The organism is Schumannella sp. GW821-FHT10F01, assembly GCF_058809295.1.
In genome coordinates this window covers 453,034-471,838 of sequence record NZ_JBXASM010000001.1, presented here as the reverse complement: position 1 = coordinate 471,838, position 18,805 = coordinate 453,034, and the positions used below count along the sequence as shown (strand labels likewise).

Here is an 18,805-nt window from a genome sequence, read left to right as displayed (position 1 = left end):
GCCGGTGGCCGAACCGATCACTTCGACCAGTCCTTCTCTTGACATCGCGCACCTCCACCGCTTTTATATCGCCAAGTTGCAGAAATAATCCACTCCGACCCGCGGAACCGAGGCACGAGACGATGACGTCGATCCAAGCGCTCCCCGGCGCGATTGCAAAAACGGAGGCGGTGAGCGCGAAGCGCCCGCCCCGTCGCCGCCGAGACGACCGCCGCATCGCCTGGCTGTTCCTCGCCCCTGTGCTCGTCGGCTTCGGCACCTTCTACCTCGTGCCGACCGTGCTCGGTGTCTCCTGGTCGTTCACCGACTTCAGCCTCGTCGGCCAGCCGACGTTCGTGGGCCTGAAGAACTACCAGGCGGTGCTCGCCGACCCCGACTTCTGGAGCTCGATGGGCGTGACGCTCTACTACGTCGCGCTCAACGTCGTCGTGCAGACCGGGCTCGCGCTGCTGCTCGCCGCGCTCATGCACCGGCTCACCCGCTCGGTCGTGCTGCGCACGACGCTGCTGCTGCCCTGGCTCGTGCCGAACGTCACGGTCGGCCTGGTCTGGCTCTGGCTGCTCGACACGAACCTCGGCTTCGTCAACCAGCTGATCCAGTCGATGGGCTTCCCGGCGGTCGGGTTCTTCACGAATCCGCTGCTCGGCATCCCGACCGTCGCCGGCGTCAACGTCTGGGCCTACACCGGCTACACCGCGCTGCTGTTCTACGCCGGCATGCTGCAGGTGCCGAGCGACCTCTACGAGAGCGCCTCCCTCGACGGCGCCGGCGAGCTGCGGATGTTCGCCCGCATCACCCTGCCGCTGCTGCGGCCGATCCTCGCCCTCGTGCTCGTGGTGTCGCTGATCGGCTCGTTCCAGGTCTTCGACACGGTCGCGATCACCACGAAGGGCGGGCCTGTCGGCGCGACCCGGGTGATCTACTACGCGATCTACCAGCAGGCCTTCAACTTCTTCCACATGGGCTACGCCGCGACCATGGCGATCCTGCTCGCGCTCGTGCTCGGCGTGCTCACGTTCGTACAGCTGCGGCTGCTGCGCGCCTCCGAATCGCAGCTGGCCTAGGAGCGGACGACATGACCAGGCGAATCACCCCGGGCCGCGTCGTCGGCTGGACCATCCTCATCGTCGCGCTCGTGCTGACGCTGTTCCCGTTCTACTGGATGGTGCGGTCCGCGCTCACGCCGGCGGCCGACATCGTGCACGACTCCGGCGCGCTGTTCCCCTCGCATCCCACCCTCATCAACTTCGCCCGGGTGCTCGGACTCGTGTCGCCGGAGGAGAACGCGGCGGCGGGCGGCTCCGGCGCGACGATCAACTTCGCGCTCTACCTCTGGAACTCGGTCGTCTACTGCGCGCTCATCGGGGCCTTCCAGACCTTCTTCTGCGCCATGGCCGGCTACGCGTTCGCGCGGCTGCGCTTCCCGGGTCGCAACCTGCTCTTCAGCATCCTCATCAGCGCGCTCATGGTGCCCGGCATCTTCACGCTGCTGCCGAACTTCGTGATCGTGCGCAACCTCGGCGTGCTCGGCACGATGGCCGGGATGGTGGCGCCGACGCTGCTCATGACGCCGTTCGCGATCTTCTTCCTGCGCCAGTTCTTCCTCAACATCCCTGCCGACGTCGAGGAGGCGGCGCGGATCGACGGCGCCGGCGCGGCCCGCGTCTTCTTCCAGGTCGCGCTGCCGATGAGCCGCGGCCCGCTCATCACCATCGGCCTCATCACGGTCGTGTGGGCCTGGAAGGACTACCTCTGGCCGCTGCTCGTCGGCCGGGACGACAGCGTGCGCACCCTCACGGTCGCGCTCGGCGTCTACCTGCAGCAGTCGCCGAACACCCAGCCCGACTGGACCGGCCTCATGGCGGGCTCGACGCTCTCCGTCATCCCGGTCGTGGTCATCCTGCTCTTCCTCGGCCGCCGCATCGTCGAGTCCCTGAACTTCTCCGGCATCAAGTAGCCCGGCACCACCCACCACCCACCACCCCGAACACCACCACCAAGAGAAGGCACGACCCATGAGAAGAATCCGCAGCATCGTCGCCGCGACCTCGGCCGCAGCCCTGGTCGCCGCCCTGTCCGCCTGCTCCGCCGGCTCCGGCTCGAGCGGCGCCGTCACCCTGCAGTACTGGCTGTGGGACGACACCCAGAAGCCCGCCTACGAGCAGTGCGCCGCCGACTTCCACAAGGCCAACCCCGACATCACGGTCAAGATCAGCCAGTCCGCCTGGGGCGACTACTGGACGAACCTCACCACGCAGATCGCGGCCGGCACCGCGCCGGACGTCTGGACCGACCAGGTCTCGTACTACCCGCAGTTCGTGAAGGACGAGCAGATCGTCGACATCCAGCCCTACGTCGACAAGTCCGACATCGACTTCAGTCAGTACGTCGACGGGCTCGCCGACCTCTGGAAGGTCGGCGACAAGCGCTACGGCCTGCCGAAGGACTGGGACACGATCGGGCTGGTCTACAACAAGGCCGACCTCGCGGCCGCCGGCATCGACGAGGCCGCGCTCTCCGACCTGACCTGGAACCCGGACGACGGCGGCACCTTCGAGGAGACCATCGCGAAGCTCACCGTGGACGACGCCGGGCACAACGGGCTCGACCCCGCCTTCGACAAGGACCACGTGAAGACCTACGGCTTCCTGCCGGAGTGGGCGGACGGCTCGCAGGGCCAGAACGGCTGGGGCAACCTCGCCGCCTCGACCGGCTGGACCTACGCCGACAAGAACCCGTTCGGCGAGAAGTTCAACTACTCCGACCCGAAGCTGGTCGAGACGATCGAGTGGATGGCCGGCCTCTCCGGCAAGGGCTACGCGCCGAAGTTCGACGCCCAGTCGACGCTGGCGCGCTCCGAGGTTCTGAAGAACAACGGCGGCGCGATCACGACCCTCGGCTCGTTCAACATGGGCGAGTACAAGGACGTCGTCGACCAGTACGGCTTCGCGCCGCTGCCGATCGGACCCGAGGGCCGCAAGTCGGCCATCAACGGCCTGTCCGACGCGATCTACAGCGGGTCGAAGCATAAGGACGAGGCCTGGAAGTGGGTCGAGTACCTCGCCTCCGCCGACTGCCAGAACACCGTCGCCGCGACCGGCGTCGTCTTCCCCGCCATCAAGACCGCGGGCGAGAAGGCGGCACAGGTGCGCACCGAGCAGGGCCTCGACGCACAGGTCTTCCTCGACGAGCAGCAGGCGGAGGACGGCACCTTCATCATCCCGATCAGCTACCACGGCACCGAGATCAGCCAGATCGTGCAGGACGCGATCCAGAGCGTCGCGCTCGGCGGCGATGCGAAGGACGCGCTGACGAAGGCGAACGACAAGGTCAACGGCCTCTTCAAGTGAGGCCCGGCGGAGGGGCCGGACACCCGGCCCCTCCGCCCGTCCGCCCTGCTCCGGCACCCCATCCACTTCCTCCGAGAGGACCGCTCCGCCATGCCCGATGTGCTCACCTTCGACCGGCTCGCGGTCGCCGTCAGCTCCGCCGGAGCCCCGCGGCGCACCGACGACGGCTGGCTGCTGCCGGCCGGCCCGGTCGCGATGCTCCACCCCTTCGGCGACACCGAGTTCTACCGGCACGGCTGGAACTCCTGGAGCCCGAGCGGGTGGGCGCGGCTCACGGGACGCACCATCGGCATTAAGGACTCCCCCGACCGGCTGCTCACCGCCGACGACGCCCGCAACGACACGCCCTGGGCGCACAGCGGCGCCGGGGTCGGCGCGCTGCAGGGGCCGGACGGGCAGGTGCTGCTGCTCGGCTCGCTCGGCGTCGGCACCCCGCGCGTCGGCGCGGACGTCGCGACGCTCTGGGGCCGCTCGGAGGCCGACCAGGCCGAGTGGTTCGTCGCCTACGGCGATGAGGAGACGGTGTTCGCCGCCTACGTGCGGCACCTCGGCGAGCGCCTCGGCTCGCGCTCCACCCGCGCGGGCAAGGTCTGGAGCAGCTGGTACTGCTTCTACGAGGACATCGACGAGCGTCTCATCGCGCGCACGGTCGACGACCTCCGCGGCTACCCGTTCGACGTCGTGCAGCTCGACGACGGCTGGGAGCCGCGGGTCGGCGACTGGATGGCGGGACCGGGCTTCCCGTCCGGCATGGCCGCCACGGCCTCCCGCATCCGCGACGCCGGCTTCCGCGCCGGGCTCTGGCTCGCGCCGCTCATCGCGCTGCCCGACTCCGAGCTCGCCCGCACCCGGCCCGACCTGCTCGTGCAGGACGGCGAGGGGCGTCCGCTCGTCACCGGGCACAACTGGGGCTCGGGCTACTTCTCGCTCGACACGACGCTGCCGGAGGCCCGCGACCACCTCGCGGGCACCCTCCGCCGTGCGGTCGAGTGGGGCTTCGACTACCTCAAGCTCGACTTCCTCTACGCGGGGGCGGTCGCCGGCGTCCGCTCGGTCGACCTGCCGCGGGAGCAGGTGTACCGCGAGGCGGCGCAGCTCATCCGCGAGGCGGTCGGCGAGACCACCTACCTGCTTGGCAGCGGGGTGCCCATGCTCCCCTCGATCGGCGTCTTCGACGGCGTCCGCGTCGGCCCGGACGTCGGCCCGCACTGGGACGGCGTCGACGGGCCCGACGACCCGTCCGGCGTCGGGGCCCGCAACTCGATCGACGCGAGCATCAACCGCGCCTGGCTGCGCGGGCTGTACGAGCTCGACCCGGACGCGGTGTACTTCCGCAGCGAGCGGAACCTGCTCGACCCCGATCAGCGGCAGCAGCTTCGCGACGTGGCGGCGATCCTCGGGTTCCGATCGACGTCCGACCCGATCGCCTGGCTGCGTCCGGACGAGCGGGACGAGCTGCGCCGATGGCTCGACGAGACCTCCGTCGTGGAGCGGCTCGACCGGTTCGTCTACCGCGTCGACGGCCGCCTGGTGGATCTCCGCGCCGCCGTCGGCGCGCCCGCGCCCGCCGCCATCCCCCAGCACTGAGATCCGGGGCACCGAGCGCCGGGGGCACCGAGACCTTCCGCACCACCCACCACACGGAAAGGCGAAGCATGCAACGCGCACTCGCGGCCACGGTCGCAGCCCTCGCGATGATCGCGACGGCCGTCAGCCCGGCCATCGCATCCCCCCGGTCGACGCCGACCGGCTCCCACCACACCACCACGGCCGCCGCGGGATGGACGGCCCTCGCCCCCGGCGACGAGCCCGACTCCAACCCGCTCAAGGGCTTCATCCCATTCACGGGCGCCTACACCGCGTTCCCGTACACGATGGAGTGGTCGTACTTCCCGCTGAACTCGGTGATGACCGGCCCGTCGAGCTTCGACTGGACGGGCTTCGACGCCGCGCTCGACGAGGTCGCCGCCCGCGGTCACCAGACCGCGCTGCGGTTCTACCTCGACTACCCCGGCGAGCCCACCGGCGTGCCGCAGTACCTGCTCGACGGCGGGCTCGCCACGCACGCCTACGACGACTACGGCAACGCCGGCATCAGCGTCTCGCCCGACTACGACGATCCGGCGCTCCGCGCCGCGCTCGATTCCTTCATCGCCGCGCTCGGCGCCCGCTACGACGGCGATCCGCGCATCGGCTTCCTCCAGGCCGGCCTCATCGGGTTCTGGGGCGAGTGGCACACCTACCCCTACAACGGCGACGCGCAGCCGGAGAACTGGATGCCCTCCGACGCGACCCAGGCCGAGGTGCTCGACGATTTCGTCGCCGCGTTCCCCACCACTCAGCTCGAGGTGCGCAACCCGACGACGGCGAACGCGGCCCTGCCGATCGGCTACCACGACGACTCGTTCGCGCTCGAGACGAAGGCGAGCTCGCTGGGCTGGCACTTCATGGACAACATGGCCTCGGCCGGCGCGCTCGACAAGTGGAGGACCCGGTCGATCGGCGGCGAGCTGCGGCCCGAGCTGCAGCCCTGCATCTTCAGCACCGCCGGCTGCCCGGTGCTCGAGGACGGCGGCGACAACGACTTCCCGGGCAGCGTCGCCGAGACCCACGTCAGCTGGATGATGAACCACTACGCGTTCGCGACCGGCTACTCCGCGGCCGACAAGCCGGCGGCGCTGGCCGGCTCGAGGTCGCTCGGCTACTCCTTCCGCGCGACGCAGGTGCAGCTGCCCGCGTCGACGACGGCCTCCGCGGTCGGCGTCGGGCTCACGGTGCAGAATCTCGGCGTCGCCCCGTTCTACTACGACTGGCCGATCGCGCTCGCGGTCGTGGACGCGAGCGGCACCGCCGTGAGGACCGCGACCACGTCGTGGCACGTGGCCGACGTCGCGAGCGGAGCCGCGGTCACGTTCACGGGCTCGCTCGACCTGTCCGGACTCGCGGTCGGCTCGTACCGCGTGCTCGCGCAGGGCGTGAACCCGCTCCCCGGCGGCGCGCCGATCCGCTTCGCGAACGCGGCGCAGGACAGCGTCCGCGCGGGCTGGCTCACGCTCGGGCCGGTGCAGGTCACGGCCGCGCGGCCCGCACACGGATCCGGCTCGGGGCACCACCAGCCCGGGCACGGCGGAGGCTGCCGCCCGCGCGCCCACGCGTAGCTGGGCGCAGACCCGCCGGCTGAGGAGGCGCGCCAGCCCTCCTCAGCCGGCGGGCTCCGCGTCGCCCGCCATCCCGAGCACGTCCCGGATGGCCTCGAGGTACGCCGTGCCGTCGACCGTGTCGGGCAGCAGGTACGAGCCCTCCGTCCACTCGTTCCAGGCGTTGATCGTGATCTCCGGATGCGGCGTCGGATGCCGGGCGCAGAAGTCGAGCGCCTGCCGCAGACCGGCGGCGAACACCTCGACCGACGGCGCCCACGACGGACCCCACGGGTAGGTGCCGCGCTGGTACGGCCGGTCCTGATCGGTCCGCGGGCTCGAGTCCCAGCCGACCGACACGTTCGGGGAGAACGGCACGTCGAGCTCGTCGGCGTAGCGTTCGTACGCCGCGAACGCGCTCGCCCGTGCGGAGTCCCAGGTGGCCGCGAGCGGGAAGTCCTCGACCCCGACATCCGTGTGGTGGATCCAGACGTACGAGCTCGCCGAGCGGATGCCGAGCTCGGCGATGAGCGCGTTCGGATCCTGCACCGCGACCTCCGTCGGCAGCACCGCGAAGCCCCAGATCACCGCCTCGACGTGCACCCCGCCGAGGCCGAGCTCGTGGGAGCGCCGGTCGAACCAGGCGAGCGCGTCGCGGGCCGCGTCGACGCCGCCGAGGCCCTCGACGAACCGGCCGATCTCGTAGATCGAGAACCTCGGGCGGCCGTCGATCCGCGTGTAGTTCCGCCGGGGGAAGTACTCGGCGAGCACGTGCTCGGCGAACCGCTCGAACGCGGCCCGGTCGATCGCCCCGTGCTGCAGCGTCCGCGGCGGTGCGTGCGGATCGGCGGACGGGAAGATGTCGACGAGGTCGTGGTTCGCCCACATGATCGAGAACTCGACGTCGCCGCAGTTCGGCGCCGCGAGGAAGCCCCGCTCGAGCGCGCCCTCGAGGTAAGGCCCGTCGTCGTACCAGTAGGTGTCGAAGACGAACCCGTCGATGCCGTGCTCGGCGGCCAGTCGGATGTGCTCGGCCGCGACCTCCGGCAGCGACTCGTCCTGGTAGCCGAGCGCGGGGACGCGCGGCTGCCGGTGGCCGGGGAACCTCGCCCGCGCACCGCGGACGAGGTCCCACTCGGTCCAGCCCTCGCCGAACCAGGCCGCATTGCGCGGATCCGGGTGGTAGTCGGGGAACCAGTAGGCGGAGACGCGCGGCCGCTGCGGCACGGTCAGACCCGCCCGCCGCCGAGCTCGGACGCGAGGCGGTCGACGGTCTGGATCCAGCCGGCGCGCATCGCGGCGAGCAGGTCGCGCACGGAGGCCGGATCGATGCGCTCGGGCAGGTCGACGTCGAGGCGGAGGCCGGTGCCGCCGTCCGACTCGTCGAGCGCGACCCGCACGATCGCCGCGTCGTCGAGCCCGCCGTCCGCCAGCTCCGGCCAGCCGCCCACGGCGCCGAACGCGAACTCCAGCAGCGACTCGGGCTCGATGCGGCGGTAGATGCCGCCCGCGTACTTCCGCTCGTCGGCGTTGTAGACCATCATCTGGCGCCACGCCCCGCCGACCCGGAGGTCGAGCTCGATCGGCTCGGGCGGCGCCGGGAACTCGTCGTTGTAGAACCAGCCGAGGTGCGCGGGGTCGGTCCAGGCGCGCCACACCCGCGTGCGCGGGGCGTCGAAGCGCCAGTTCAGGGTGAAACCGCTGCGCGCGGTCGTCGTCGTCTCGTCGGTCATCGTTCTTCCTCCTCGGTCGGGGTGGTGTCGTGCTCGGCGGCCGCCTCCGCGGCGGCCTCGTCCCGCAGCTGGCGGTCCAGTCGGGCGAGCCGCGTCGTGAAGAAGCGGCGGTAGGGCTCCAGCCACGCGTCGGCGCTCTCCAGCGGCTCCGACTCCAGCCGGCAGAGCCGCCACTGGGCGTCGCGGCTCTTCGAGACGAGTCCGGCGGTCTCGAGCACCTTGAGGTGCTTCGAGATCGACGGCAGGCTCATCGCGTGCGGTGCGGCGAGCTCGCCGACCGTCGCATCGCCGTCCGCGAGCCGCGCGAGCATCGCCCGCCGGGTCGGATCGGCGAGAGCCGAGAAGGTCGCACTCAGCGCGTCCATCCCATCTCCTTAGTTTCTTTACCGGCTAATTAGCCGGTAAGGCAAGTATGCATGAGGCCGCCGGGTTCGCGCAACGGCGGGATCTCGGATCGCCGGGCAGCGGGACGGTCAGGCGCCGGGAGCGCGCCGGAACCCGCGGCGCACCAGGAGCGTCAGCACCGCGCCGGCCGCCGCGATCCCGCCGCCGACGAACGGCAGGGCCGGCAGCGCGTCCGCGGCGATCACGCCGCCGCCGAGCAGCGACCCGATCGTGATGCCCGCATTGCCCGTCGCGTTGATGACCGCACCCGCCATCGACGTCGACACCGCGCCCGTGCGGATCGCCGCGGTCGCGACCATCGGCGAGATGCCGCCGAACGCGAGCGACCAGACCGCCGCGGCGACCAGCGTCGCGGGCACGCTCTCGACGATCACCGGCAGCAGGAGCAGCGCCGCCGCGATGCCGGCGGCGCTGGCCGCGAACGCCGCCCGCAGGTGCCGGTCGCCGAACGCGCCGGCCACGAGCACGCCGCCGAAGCCGGCGATGCCGAAGACGAGCAGCGCGCCGCTGAGGCCGCCGCCCGCGATGCCGGCGAGCCCGAGCAGCGGGGCGATGTAGGTGTAGCCGGCGAAGTGCCCGATGAAGACGAGGATGTCGGCCGCGAGCACGCCGGCGAGCCCGCGCCCCCGCCGGTAGCGCGTCGCTCCCGTCTCGTGCGGCGGGCTCGCGACGCGGGGCACCGCCACCAGCACGAGCACGGCGAGCGCCCCGGCCGCGACCGCGACGACGGCGAAAGCGGCGCGCCATCCGGCCTGCTGGCCGATGAGCGCCGTGAGCGGCACGCCGAGCACGATGCCGAGCGAGGCGCCCGTGAACGCGACCGACATCGCACGCCCGACCCGCTCGGGGCTGACCAGGGCGCTCGCGTAGGCGGTCACCACCGAGTAGAAGACGGCGTGCGACAGGCCGCCGATCGCCCGGCCGATGCAGAGCACCGCGAAGTCCGGTGCGACCGCGGCGAGGGTGTTCGCGACGGCGTATCCGGCGAGCGCCGCGACGAGCAGCGTCGTGCGCGGCACGCGCTCGGTGAGCGCGGTCATCGGCACGGCGAGGATCGCGACGATCGTCGCGAACACCGACACCGAGAGCCCGGCGACCGCCGTCGAGACCTCGAGGCCCGACGACAGCTGCGGCAGCACGCCGACCGGCAGGAACTCGCTCGTGACGGCGACGAAGGTGGCGACGGCGATCGCGCCGAGGCCGACGACGGTCCTCCGGGCGCTCGCGGTCATCATCCGACGCTAGCGGGACGGTCGGAACGTGACGCCCGCATCCGACGGCGGCGGTCCCGCGCGCACCAGCGGCCCCGCCGAGCGATTAGCGTTGCCGTATCTGCTGAGCGCTCGGCTCGGTCGCAGGTGTCGAGTTCGAAGACGAGGGCGTGGTGCGACCGTGACTGCCGGTGCGGTGATCCGCGGACTGTTCCGGGCGCGGTGGCGGATGCTCGCCGCCGGCTACCTGTTCCGGATCGTCCACCAGATCTGCGAGGCGCTCGTGCCCGTGGCGGCCGGGCTCGTGATCGGCCAGGCGGTCGCGACCGGCGACGGCGCCGCGGCGATCCTCGGCATCGTCGGCATCCTCGCGCTGTTCGCGGTGCTCGCCCTCGGCGGCGGCCTCGGCGGCTACCTGACCGGACGCGCCGCGCTGCTCGAGGCGCACCGGCTCCGCATCGAGGCCGTGCGCCGCATCCTCGGCGGCGAGGCCGGCACCTCGGGTCGGCACGCGGGCGAGCTGCTGTCGATCACGAGCTCCGACACGCGCGCGACCACCTCCGTCATGGAGACCGCGGGCGCCCTCGTCGCCTCGACGGTCGGACTCGGCGTCGCGACGACCGTGCTCCTCCGCATCGACCTGACGCTCGGGTTCGGGCTGCTCGGCGCACTCGTGGTGCTCGTCGTCATCGTGCAGCTGCTCGGCCCGTACCTCGAGCGCCGCCTCACCGCACGTCAGCAGGCGGTCGGACTCGCCGCCTCCGTCGCCACCGATCTGCTCGCGGGCCTCCGCTCGCTGCGCGGCTTCGGCGGCGTGCCGGTCGCCGTGGAGCGGTACCGGGACGCCAGCCGCGTCAGCCTGGCCGCGACGATCCGCGCCGCGTCGTCCACCGCGGTCGTGACCGGCGTCAGCGGCGCGGCCACCGGCATCCTCGTCGTGCTGACCGCGGCCGTCGCCGCGCAGTACGCGGTCGCCGGCACGATCACGCTCGCCGAGCTCGTCACGGTGATCGGCATGGCGGCCTTCCTCATGGACCCGCTCACCCACATCACCTGGTCGGTGCGCGACCTCGCGATCTCGCGGGCGAGCAGCCGCCGCGTCGCCGAGCTGCTCTCCGCCGGCGCCGAGCCGCCTCGCGACGACGCGGCCGGCACGCGCCTCGACGGCGACCTCGTGCTCGACGGGGTCGCGGATGCCGACGCGGCGCCGCTCTCGCTCACCGTCGGCGCGGGCGAGCTGCTCGGTGTCGTGACGGCCGACCGCCGCGCGGCCGACGAGCTCGCCGACGTGCTCGCCGGCACCCGCGCGCCCGAGCGCGGCACCGCGCAGCTGGGCGGCCGTCCCGTGTCCGAGCTGGGCGCGGCCGACCGGCGCACGTCAGTGCTGGCCGAGCCGCACGCCGTCCATCTGCTCGGCGGCTCGCTCGCGGACGCCCTCGACACCGGCAGGACCTCGGAGGTCGGCGCCGACCGCGCCCTTCGCGCCGCCGCCGTCGATCTCGCCGACCTCGGCGCGGGCGAGGGCGAGGCACTCGCCGCGATCGAGCTGCTCGATCGCGGCGTCAACCTCTCCGGCGGGCAGCGGCAGCGGGTCGCGCTCGCCCGCGCGCTGCACGCCGACCCGGCCGTGCTGATCCTGCGCGATCCGACGTCGGCCGTCGACGCCGTCACCGAGGACGAGATCGCCGCGGGCCTGCACGAGCTGCGCGCGGGCATCCGCCGCACGGTCGTGTTCACCAGCTCGCCGCTGCTCCTCGACCGCTGCGACCGCGTGCTGTTCGTCGACGCCGACGGCAGCTCGACGATCGCCCCGCACGCCGAGCTGCTCGAGCTCGAGCCGTATCGGGAGGTGGTGGTGCGATGACCGCCGACGCGCTCCCGATCGCCTCCGGGCGGGCCACCGCCGCCGCGGTCGCGCAGTCCGCCCGCCGGCACCGCGGGCTGCTGGCGACCAGCGTCGCGGCCTCCATCGTGGCGGCCCTCGCCACCGTCGCCACGCCGATCCTGCTCGGCCGGGTCGTCGACGAGGTCGTCGCGGCGGTCTCCCGCGACGGCTCGCTCGGCGGGCTGCCGCTGCTGCTCGTCGCGCTGAGCGCCTCCGTGCTCGTCACCGCCGTCTCGACCGGCTGGGCGTTCCAGCAGACCGAGCGGCTCGGCGCGGCCATCGCCGCCGACCTCCGGGAGCTCGTCGTCGAGCGGTCGCTCAGGATGGACTCCCGCCTGCTCGAGCGCGCCGGCACCGGCGACGTCGCCACCCGCGTCACCGAGGACATCGAGCTGTTCACGCTCTCCATCCCGGTGATCTCGGGCGTCGTCACCTCGCTCGTGACCGTGCTCGTCTCGCTCGCCGGCTTCGTCTCCCTCGACTGGCGCATCGGACTCGCGTTCCTCGCCGTGCTGCCGGTCTACGCGATCGGCGTGCGCTACTACCTGCCGAAGGCGGGACCGCTCTACTCGACCGAGCGCGCCCGCGCATCGCGCCGCTCGCGCACGCTGCTCGAGTCGGTGCACGGGCGGCGGACCGTCTACGCGTACGGCATGGGCGCGCTGCAGTCGCGGCGCGTCGAGGAGTCGTCCGCCTCCGCGCTCGAGACCGGGCTCCGCACGCAGCGGCTCGGCGCCACGTTCGGCCTGTTCATGAACGCCGCGGAGGGGGTCGGCCTGTCGGCCGTCATCGGCTGCGGCTTCCTGCTCGTCTCGGGCGGCGAGACCACCGTCGGCGCGGTCACGGCGTCCGCGCTGCTGTTCCACCGGCTGTTCGGCCCGCTCGGCTGGCTGCTCATGTCGGTGGACGAGATCCAGCGCGCCGCTGCCGCGCTCGCCCGCATCGTCGGGGTCGCCACCCTGCCCGCCACGCCGTCGGTCGAGCCGGATGCCGCGCCGCGCTCGGTCGGCATCCGCGTGCGGGGCGTCGAGCACGCCTACGACGACGGCCGGCCGGTGCTGCACGGGCTCGACCTCGACATCCCGGCCGGCACCTCGCTCGCCGTCGTGGGCGAGAGCGGCGCCGGCAAGACGACGCTCGCCGCGATCATCGCCGGCGTGTTCCCGGCGACGTCCGGCGACGTGGAGCTGACCTCCGGCGCGGATGCCGGCGGCGGGTCCGGATCACCCGCCCCCGTCCGCCGGGTGACCGACCTCGATCCGGACGAGCTGCGTGAGAGCGTCACGCTCGTGTCGCAGGAGAGCCACGTGTTCGCCGGGCCGCTGCGCGATGATCTGCTGCTCGCGCGCCCGTCCGCGGACGACGCGCGACTCTGGGGCGCGCTCGAGACCGTCGATGCGGACGTCTGGGTGCGCGCGCTCCCGCAGGGGCTCGACACGGTGGTCGGGGCCGGCGGCCACGCGCTCACCCCCGCGCACGAGCAGCACCTCGCGCTCGCCCGCATCGCCCTGCGCGACTCCCCCGTCGTCGTGCTCGACGAGGCGACGGCGGAGGCGAACAGCGCCGGATCGCGGGAGCTCGAGCGCGCCGCGGTGCAGCTGCTCGAGGGCCGGACCGCCCTCGTCGTGGCCCACCGGCTGACCCAGGCCCGCGCCTGCGACCGCATCGCCGTCATGTCGCACGGCCGGATCGTCGAGCTCGGCGACCACGACTCCCTGCTGGCGGAGGGCGGCCTGTACGCCCGCCTCTGGTCTGCGTGGTCGGGCGCCCCCGGGGCGCGATGAGCCGCCTCTAGGCTGAGCCGCGTGGACGCGATCCGACCCCGCACCGATTCGTTCGTGCGGCCCCGGGACTTCGACCTGCCGGGCGGCGAGTGGTTCCTCGGGGCCGGGCTCGGCCTGTTCGTGCACTGGGATCAGGCCAGCCAGCAGGGCATCGAGATCTCCTGGCCGCTCGTGGGGCGGTCGATCATCCCGGGCACCGACGGCGTCGAGGATCCGGTGACGGTCGAGGGGTACCAGGCCACCGCGCCGACCTTCGATCCGGTCGAGTGGGACGCGGTCGCGCTCGCAAGGCTGGCGAAGCGCGCCGGCGCGCGGTACGTCGTCTTCACCGCACGGCACCATGCCGGGTACGCGATGTTCCACACCGCGTATTCCGACTTCGGCATCGAGCACTCGCCGTTCGGCCGCGATGTCACCCGCGAGTTCGTCGAGGCCGTGCGCGCCGAGGGCATCCGCGTCGGCATCTACTTCAGCCTCTCCGACTGGAACCATCAGGACTACCCGGCCTTCACGATGGAGGACCGCCCGTACGCGGAGGAGCACTGGCCGTGGGCGGGGCAGCCCGAGTACGCCGGCACCGAGTTCGCCGACGACCGGCACCGCCGTGCGACGCCGGAGCAGTGGCAGCGGTATCTAGCGTATCTCCGCGGGCAGCTGACCGAGATCCTCACCGGGTACGGCACGATCGACCTGCTCTGGTTCGACGGCGACTGGGAGCGATCCGAGGAGGAGTGGGACACCGCCGGCCTCCGCGCGATGATCAAGTCGCTGCAGCCGGACGTCGTCATCAACGACCGGCTCACCGGCCAGGGCGACTACTCGACGCCAGAGCAGGGCTTCCCGCTCACCGCGCCGTCGGGTCCGTGGGAGCTGTGCCTCACGATCGGGCAGATGTGGGCCTGGCGCCCCGACGACACCATCAGCAAGAGCTCGCGCTCGCTCGTGTCCACGCTCATCGAGGTCGCGAGCCGGGGCGGCAACCTGCTGCTGAACATCGGGCCGAAGGGCGACGGCAGTCTGAACGAGTCGCAGGTCGAGACCCTCGGCGAGATCGGCGGCTGGATGGACGCGCACGCGGAGAGCGTCATCGGCGTCGCCCCGACGGTCGGCGTCGACTACTACGGTCCGAGCACGGCGAGGCCTGGCACGCTCTACCTCCACCTGCTCGCCCGACCGGTCGAGTCGGTGATCGTGCGCGGCCTCCCGGTGCGCCGGATCACGGGTGTCCGGCTGCTCGCGACCGGCGCCGCGCTCGAGTACACGCCGTCGAACGGCGGAGGCATGCCGGGCGCGGAGCCGCTCGGCGAGCTCGTCATCCCGGCCCCGGCGCCGTCCGGCGCGCTGGTGGATGTGATCGCCGTCGACTTCGAATGAGCGCACCCGCCGTCTCCGAGGATGCCGGGAGCCCGTGTCGCCGAGCACCCGGCGTCGAGAGGATCGGATCATGACGACCGCGTCCGCCGCTCTCGAGTCGTTCATCGCCGCCGTGGACCGCGAGCGGCTCGGCGTCTACGGCGTCGAGATCCGGATCGGCGGCGAGCGCGCCGTGCACCGCTGGCGCAGCGACGACCGCGAGAACCTCTACTCCGTCTCGAAGGGCGTGTGCGCGATCGCGACCGGCATCGCCGTCGACGAGGGGCTGCTCACCCTCGACCGGACCGTGGGCGAGACGTTTCCGCGGTTCGAGCTCGGCGACGGCGTCGAGTCCGTCACCCTCCGCCACCTGCTGACGATGACGAGCGGCATCGACTTCGCGTGGTTCGGCCACGAGCCGGTGCCGTGGCCCGACCTCGCCGCCGAGATGCTGTCGCGGCCGTCGGCCGGGCGCGTCACCCAGTACTCGGATGCGAGCACCTACGTCGCGATGCGGATGCTCGGCGCGATCGTGGGCGACGTGCGCGACTGGCTGCTGCCGCGGCTGTTCGATCCGCTCGGCATCGACAACCCGCAGTGGCACCGCTGCCCGCTCGGCTGGATCATCGGCGGCACCGGGCTCGAGCTCCGCACCGGCGAGCTGGCCCGCATCGCCGACGTGCTGGTCGATCGCGGCCGCGCCGGCGACCGGCAGCTCGTCAGCGCGGACTGGATCGACGGGATGCACGCGGACTGGGTCGAGACGGGCAGGCCCGTGCCGATGGACCGCTACGGCCTCGCGACCTGGGGCGGCCCGGCCGGCAGCTGGCGCTTCGAGGGCCGCTACGGCCAGTTCGTGATCGTTGACGGCGACACGGCGGTGACCATCACCGGCCACGAGGAGGAGCTCGAGGACCGCATCTCGGAGCTCGCGCTCGAGGTCGTCCGCGGCCGCTGACGCCGCCGGAGACGCGCCCTCACACCGCCAGCACGTCGAGGATGACGGACGTCGACGGCCGCAGCGACGGCGCCTCCAGCCCCACCTCGTCGAGCACGCGGCCTGACAGGGTGGCACCGCCGTCTCGGAGCCACGGCGGCAGCTGCCCGGCATCGGGGTGCCCGGCGCCCTCGAGCAGCCCCACCCGGTAGCGGCGCTCCGCGGCCAGTCCGGGCAGCCGGAGGCGCTGCGGCGGCCACACCGCGGGCCGCCCGAGCACCGCGAAGTGGAACAGGGCGCGGGAGCCGTCCTGCGCGACCACCCCGTCGAGCCGGAGCTCGTCGTCGAGGTCGCCGTGCACGAGCCGCCCGGTGTGCAGCAGCGGGCGCAGCTCCTTGTGCAGCGCGACCCAGCGCGCCAGCTCGGCCTTGAGACCGTCGTCGGCGCGCGTCAGGTCGGTCTCGATGCCGAGGCTGCCCCAGATCGCGACGGCGGCGCGGAAGTCGAGGGAGGCGACGCGTCCGGTGGTGTGCGATCGCTCCGCGCCGATGTGCGTGCCCTGCAGCTCCGGCGGCAGCAGCAGGCCGGTCCAGCGCTGCACGTCGATCCGGTCCTCCGGGTCGTTGCAGTCCGAGGGCCACACCCGGTCGGTGCGCTCGAGCACGCCGAGGTCGATGCGGCCGCCGCCCGACGCGCACGACTCGATCTCCAGGCGCGGGTGCCGAGCGCGCAGCTCATCCATCAGCGCGTAGGCCCGCAGGGTCTGGCGCCGCACCCCCGGCGTGCCGTCCGGGGTGTGGCCGGCATCCGTGAGGAAGCGGTTGTGGTCCCACTTGATGTAGTCGATGCCGAGCTCGGTCACGAGGCCGTCGATGCGCGCGAGCACGAGGTCGTATGCGGCGTCGTGACCGAGGTCGAGCACGTGCTGATAGCGCGACGGGAGGCCAGGGCCGTGTCCGCCGTCGAAGACCCAGTCCGGATGCTCGCGAGCGAGCTCGGAGTCGAGGTTCACCATCTCGGGCTCGAACCAGAGCCCGAACTCCATCCCGAGTTCGTGCACCAGCCGGGCGAGCGGGCCGAGTCCGTCCGGCAGCACGGCCGGATCGACGATCCAGTCGCCGAGCGAGGTGCGGTCGTCCCGGCGGCCGAGGAACCAGCCGTCGTCGACGACGAAGCGCTCGGCGCCGACGGCCGCGCTCTCCTCGGCCAGCTGCAGCAGCCGCGCGGGGTCGAGGTCGAAGTAGACGGCCTCCCAGGTGTTCACGAGCACCGGACGCGCACGGCGCGGATGCCCCGGCCGGGCACGCAGCTCGTCGTGGAACCGGCCGGCCAGCGCGTCGAGCCCGTCGCCCCACGATCCGTGCAGCCACGGCGTCGTCACCGCGTCGCCCGGGGCGAGCTCCAGCTCGCCGGAGAGCAGCAGCTCCCCGCCGCGCAGCAGCCGGGTGCCGGCCGGCGTCCGCTCCGCCGCGACCGACTGGCTGCCGCTCCAGCCGAGGTGCACGCCCCACACCCGGCCGTGCCGGAAGCCGAACCCCGGCTCGCCTGCCACGAGCACGGTCGGCGCGTCGAGTCCCGGCTTGCCGCCACGGCTCTCGCGCACCCACGCGCCGACGGGGAAGGGATGCCGCTGCGGCACCCGCTCGAGCGACCAGCGCCCGGTGAGGTCGAGCAGCTCGCCCGCGGTGTCGGGAACGGGCAGTGTCAGCTCGAGCGAGTCGACGCGATACGGCTCGGACCCGGCGTTCGTCAGCGTCGCGGCCACCCGCAGCAGGCCGGCATCCGAGAGCTCGACGGTCAGCACCAGCCCCAGCGCGGAGGCGTCGTCGACGGCCTCGACCCGCAGCACCGCGCGGTCCGCCCGGTCCTCCACGTCGCCCGCGTCGACGAGGAACAGCGGCGCGAAGGCCCGACCCGCGCGGCTGCCGACGAGGCCCGGACGCCCGAGCCACCCCTCCGCCAGCTGCGGCAGGATCGGCACCGGCTGCGGATACGTCACGGCGCTGTCGCCGACGAGCGGCTTCGACGCGGCCCGCAGCGCGGCGAGCTCGTCGGCCGTCAGGTCGCCGAGGTCGGCGCCCCAGTGCAGGATGCGCGGCAGCCGGGCGTCGGACAGGTCGAGCACGGCGCTCGTGCCGCCGCGCCGGAGGTGGACGAGATCGGGTGCGGTCATTCCGGGTCCTGTCGGCGTCGTCGGCGGAGGTCGCGGCGGCCGCCGGTGCTCCGGGCCGCCGTGCTCGACGCTAGCGAACGGGTCAGACCGCCGACATGGCGGATCGTGGGGAGTGCCTGGAGGATCTGCCGACCGGGCGGGCGGGGACGGTCACTCGGAGTCCGGGCGATGCCGCGCTCGCGACGCGCGCACGTGCACGTAGTTCGCGCAGCGCTCGGTGTGGAAGCGCCCGGCGCCGTTCTTCGTGCGGTCGTAGAACGCGACGCTGCAGGGAGCCAGTGCGCAGAGCTTGAGCCGCGACCAGTCGCCGCGCTCCTCGGCGAGCAGCACCTCGCCGAGGATCAGGCCGACGAGCGGATCCCCGTCGCCACCCGGCGCGACCCGCACCGAGCCCGATGCGTCGAGGGCGATGGTGACGGTGCCGGCCACCCCGGCCACGTCGGTGGCACCCTCGGGCCGGCCGTCGCGGAGTCGGATCGCGGCGCGGAGGCTGTCGCGGAGGTCGCGCAGCCGCCCCGCACCCGCCTCGTCGAGGCGGAGCCGGGGCACGGCGCGGAGCTCGGCGCGCCCCGCCATCCAGTCGGCACCGGACACCGCGTCGGCGAGCAGGTCGGGCGTCGGCGCGGACGCTCCGGACGGCGCCGTGTTGAGCAGCTCCTGCACGAGCTCGAGGCCGTCGGGCGCGGGCAGCGCCAGCGATCGCTCGTTCGCGCTGGTCGGCATCCGCTCAGGGTACGGCCGATCGGGCGGCCGGATCTTGACCCGGCGGCTGCGTTCGCACTAGACAGGCTCTAACAACTTTCACCCCTGACAGTCGAACCTGCCTGACCGTTGAAC

General features: G+C 72.9%; 15 protein-coding genes. 9 read left to right on the top strand and 6 right to left on the bottom strand.

From position 1 onward, the window contains the following. Positions 1-122 precede the first annotated feature (122 nt). From AC1RSJ_RS02365 to AC1RSJ_RS02345, 5 genes are all read left to right on the top strand, one after another. Positions 123-1,064, top strand: coding sequence for a carbohydrate ABC transporter permease (locus tag AC1RSJ_RS02365; RefSeq protein ID WP_493116717.1), 942 nt, complete (start codon positions 123-125; stop codon positions 1,062-1,064). Positions 1,065-1,075: 11 nt separating this feature from the next. Next, complete coding sequence (locus AC1RSJ_RS02360; RefSeq protein WP_493116716.1) at positions 1,076-1,957, top strand: carbohydrate ABC transporter permease; 882 nt, start codon at positions 1,076-1,078, stop codon at positions 1,955-1,957. Positions 1,958-2,015: 58 nt separating this feature from the next. Then, positions 2,016-3,350, top strand: coding sequence for an ABC transporter substrate-binding protein (locus AC1RSJ_RS02355; RefSeq protein ID WP_493116715.1), 1,335 nt, complete (start codon positions 2,016-2,018; stop codon positions 3,348-3,350). Positions 3,351-3,440: 90 nt separating this feature from the next. Next, complete coding sequence (locus AC1RSJ_RS02350; protein WP_493116714.1) at positions 3,441-4,937, top strand: glycoside hydrolase family 36 protein; 1,497 nt, start codon at positions 3,441-3,443, stop codon at positions 4,935-4,937. A gap of 68 nt (positions 4,938-5,005) precedes the next feature. Continuing rightward, entirely contained in the window at positions 5,006-6,508 is a 1,503-nt protein-coding gene (locus AC1RSJ_RS02345) for a DUF4832 domain-containing protein (RefSeq protein ID WP_493116713.1), read from the top strand. A gap of 42 nt (positions 6,509-6,550) precedes the next feature. Here AC1RSJ_RS02345 and AC1RSJ_RS02340 read toward each other — a convergent pair whose 3' ends face one another. From AC1RSJ_RS02340 to AC1RSJ_RS02325, 4 genes are all read right to left on the bottom strand, one after another. Continuing rightward, positions 6,551-7,714, bottom strand: coding sequence for a glycoside hydrolase family 99-like domain-containing protein (locus tag AC1RSJ_RS02340; protein WP_493116712.1), 1,164 nt, complete (start codon positions 7,712-7,714; stop codon positions 6,551-6,553). Between the two features lie 2 nt (positions 7,715-7,716). Beyond that, on the bottom strand, positions 7,717-8,220 hold the full coding sequence (locus AC1RSJ_RS02335) for an SRPBCC family protein (protein WP_493116711.1): 504 nt from the start codon (positions 8,218-8,220) through the stop codon (positions 7,717-7,719). After that, positions 8,217-8,585 (bottom strand): ArsR/SmtB family transcription factor, encoded by a 369-nt coding sequence (locus AC1RSJ_RS02330; protein WP_493116710.1) that lies wholly within the window; start codon positions 8,583-8,585, stop codon positions 8,217-8,219. Before AC1RSJ_RS02330 ends, AC1RSJ_RS02335 begins: the two co-directional genes overlap by 4 nt. A gap of 108 nt (positions 8,586-8,693) precedes the next feature. Then, positions 8,694-9,857, bottom strand: a complete 1,164-nt coding sequence (locus tag AC1RSJ_RS02325) for an MFS transporter (RefSeq protein ID WP_493116709.1) — start codon at positions 9,855-9,857, stop codon at positions 8,694-8,696. A gap of 175 nt (positions 9,858-10,032) precedes the next feature. Here AC1RSJ_RS02325 and AC1RSJ_RS02320 point away from each other — a divergent pair, with 175 nt between their 5' ends. From AC1RSJ_RS02320 to AC1RSJ_RS02305, 4 genes are all read left to right on the top strand, one after another. Then, positions 10,033-11,700 carry an ABC transporter transmembrane domain-containing protein gene (locus AC1RSJ_RS02320; RefSeq protein WP_493116708.1) on the top strand — a complete coding sequence of 556 codons (1,668 nt, stop codon included), beginning with the start codon at positions 10,033-10,035 and terminating at the stop codon, positions 11,698-11,700. Further along, positions 11,697-13,505, top strand: coding sequence for an ABC transporter ATP-binding protein (locus tag AC1RSJ_RS02315; RefSeq protein ID WP_493116707.1), 1,809 nt, complete (start codon positions 11,697-11,699; stop codon positions 13,503-13,505). Before AC1RSJ_RS02320 ends, AC1RSJ_RS02315 begins: the two co-directional genes overlap by 4 nt. 21 nt (positions 13,506-13,526) lie before the next feature. Then, the gene (locus tag AC1RSJ_RS02310) at positions 13,527-14,879 is read left to right on the top strand and encodes an alpha-L-fucosidase (protein ID WP_493116706.1); all 1,353 of its coding nucleotides are present in this window, start codon (positions 13,527-13,529) and stop codon (positions 14,877-14,879) included. 70 nt (positions 14,880-14,949) lie between these two features. Next, positions 14,950-15,816, top strand: a complete 867-nt coding sequence (locus AC1RSJ_RS02305) for a serine hydrolase domain-containing protein (protein WP_493116705.1) — start codon at positions 14,950-14,952, stop codon at positions 15,814-15,816. Positions 15,817-15,835: 19 nt separating this feature from the next. On the opposite strand, the gene AC1RSJ_RS02300 is transcribed toward AC1RSJ_RS02305, so the two are convergent. Next, entirely contained in the window at positions 15,836-17,968 is a 2,133-nt protein-coding gene (locus tag AC1RSJ_RS02300) for an alpha-galactosidase (RefSeq protein WP_493116704.1), read from the bottom strand. Positions 17,969-18,118: 150 nt separating this feature from the next. Continuing rightward, positions 18,119-18,691 carry a CGNR zinc finger domain-containing protein gene (locus AC1RSJ_RS02295; protein ID WP_493116703.1) on the bottom strand — a complete coding sequence of 191 codons (573 nt, stop codon included), beginning with the start codon at positions 18,689-18,691 and terminating at the stop codon, positions 18,119-18,121. Positions 18,692-18,805: the final 114 nt, after the last annotated feature.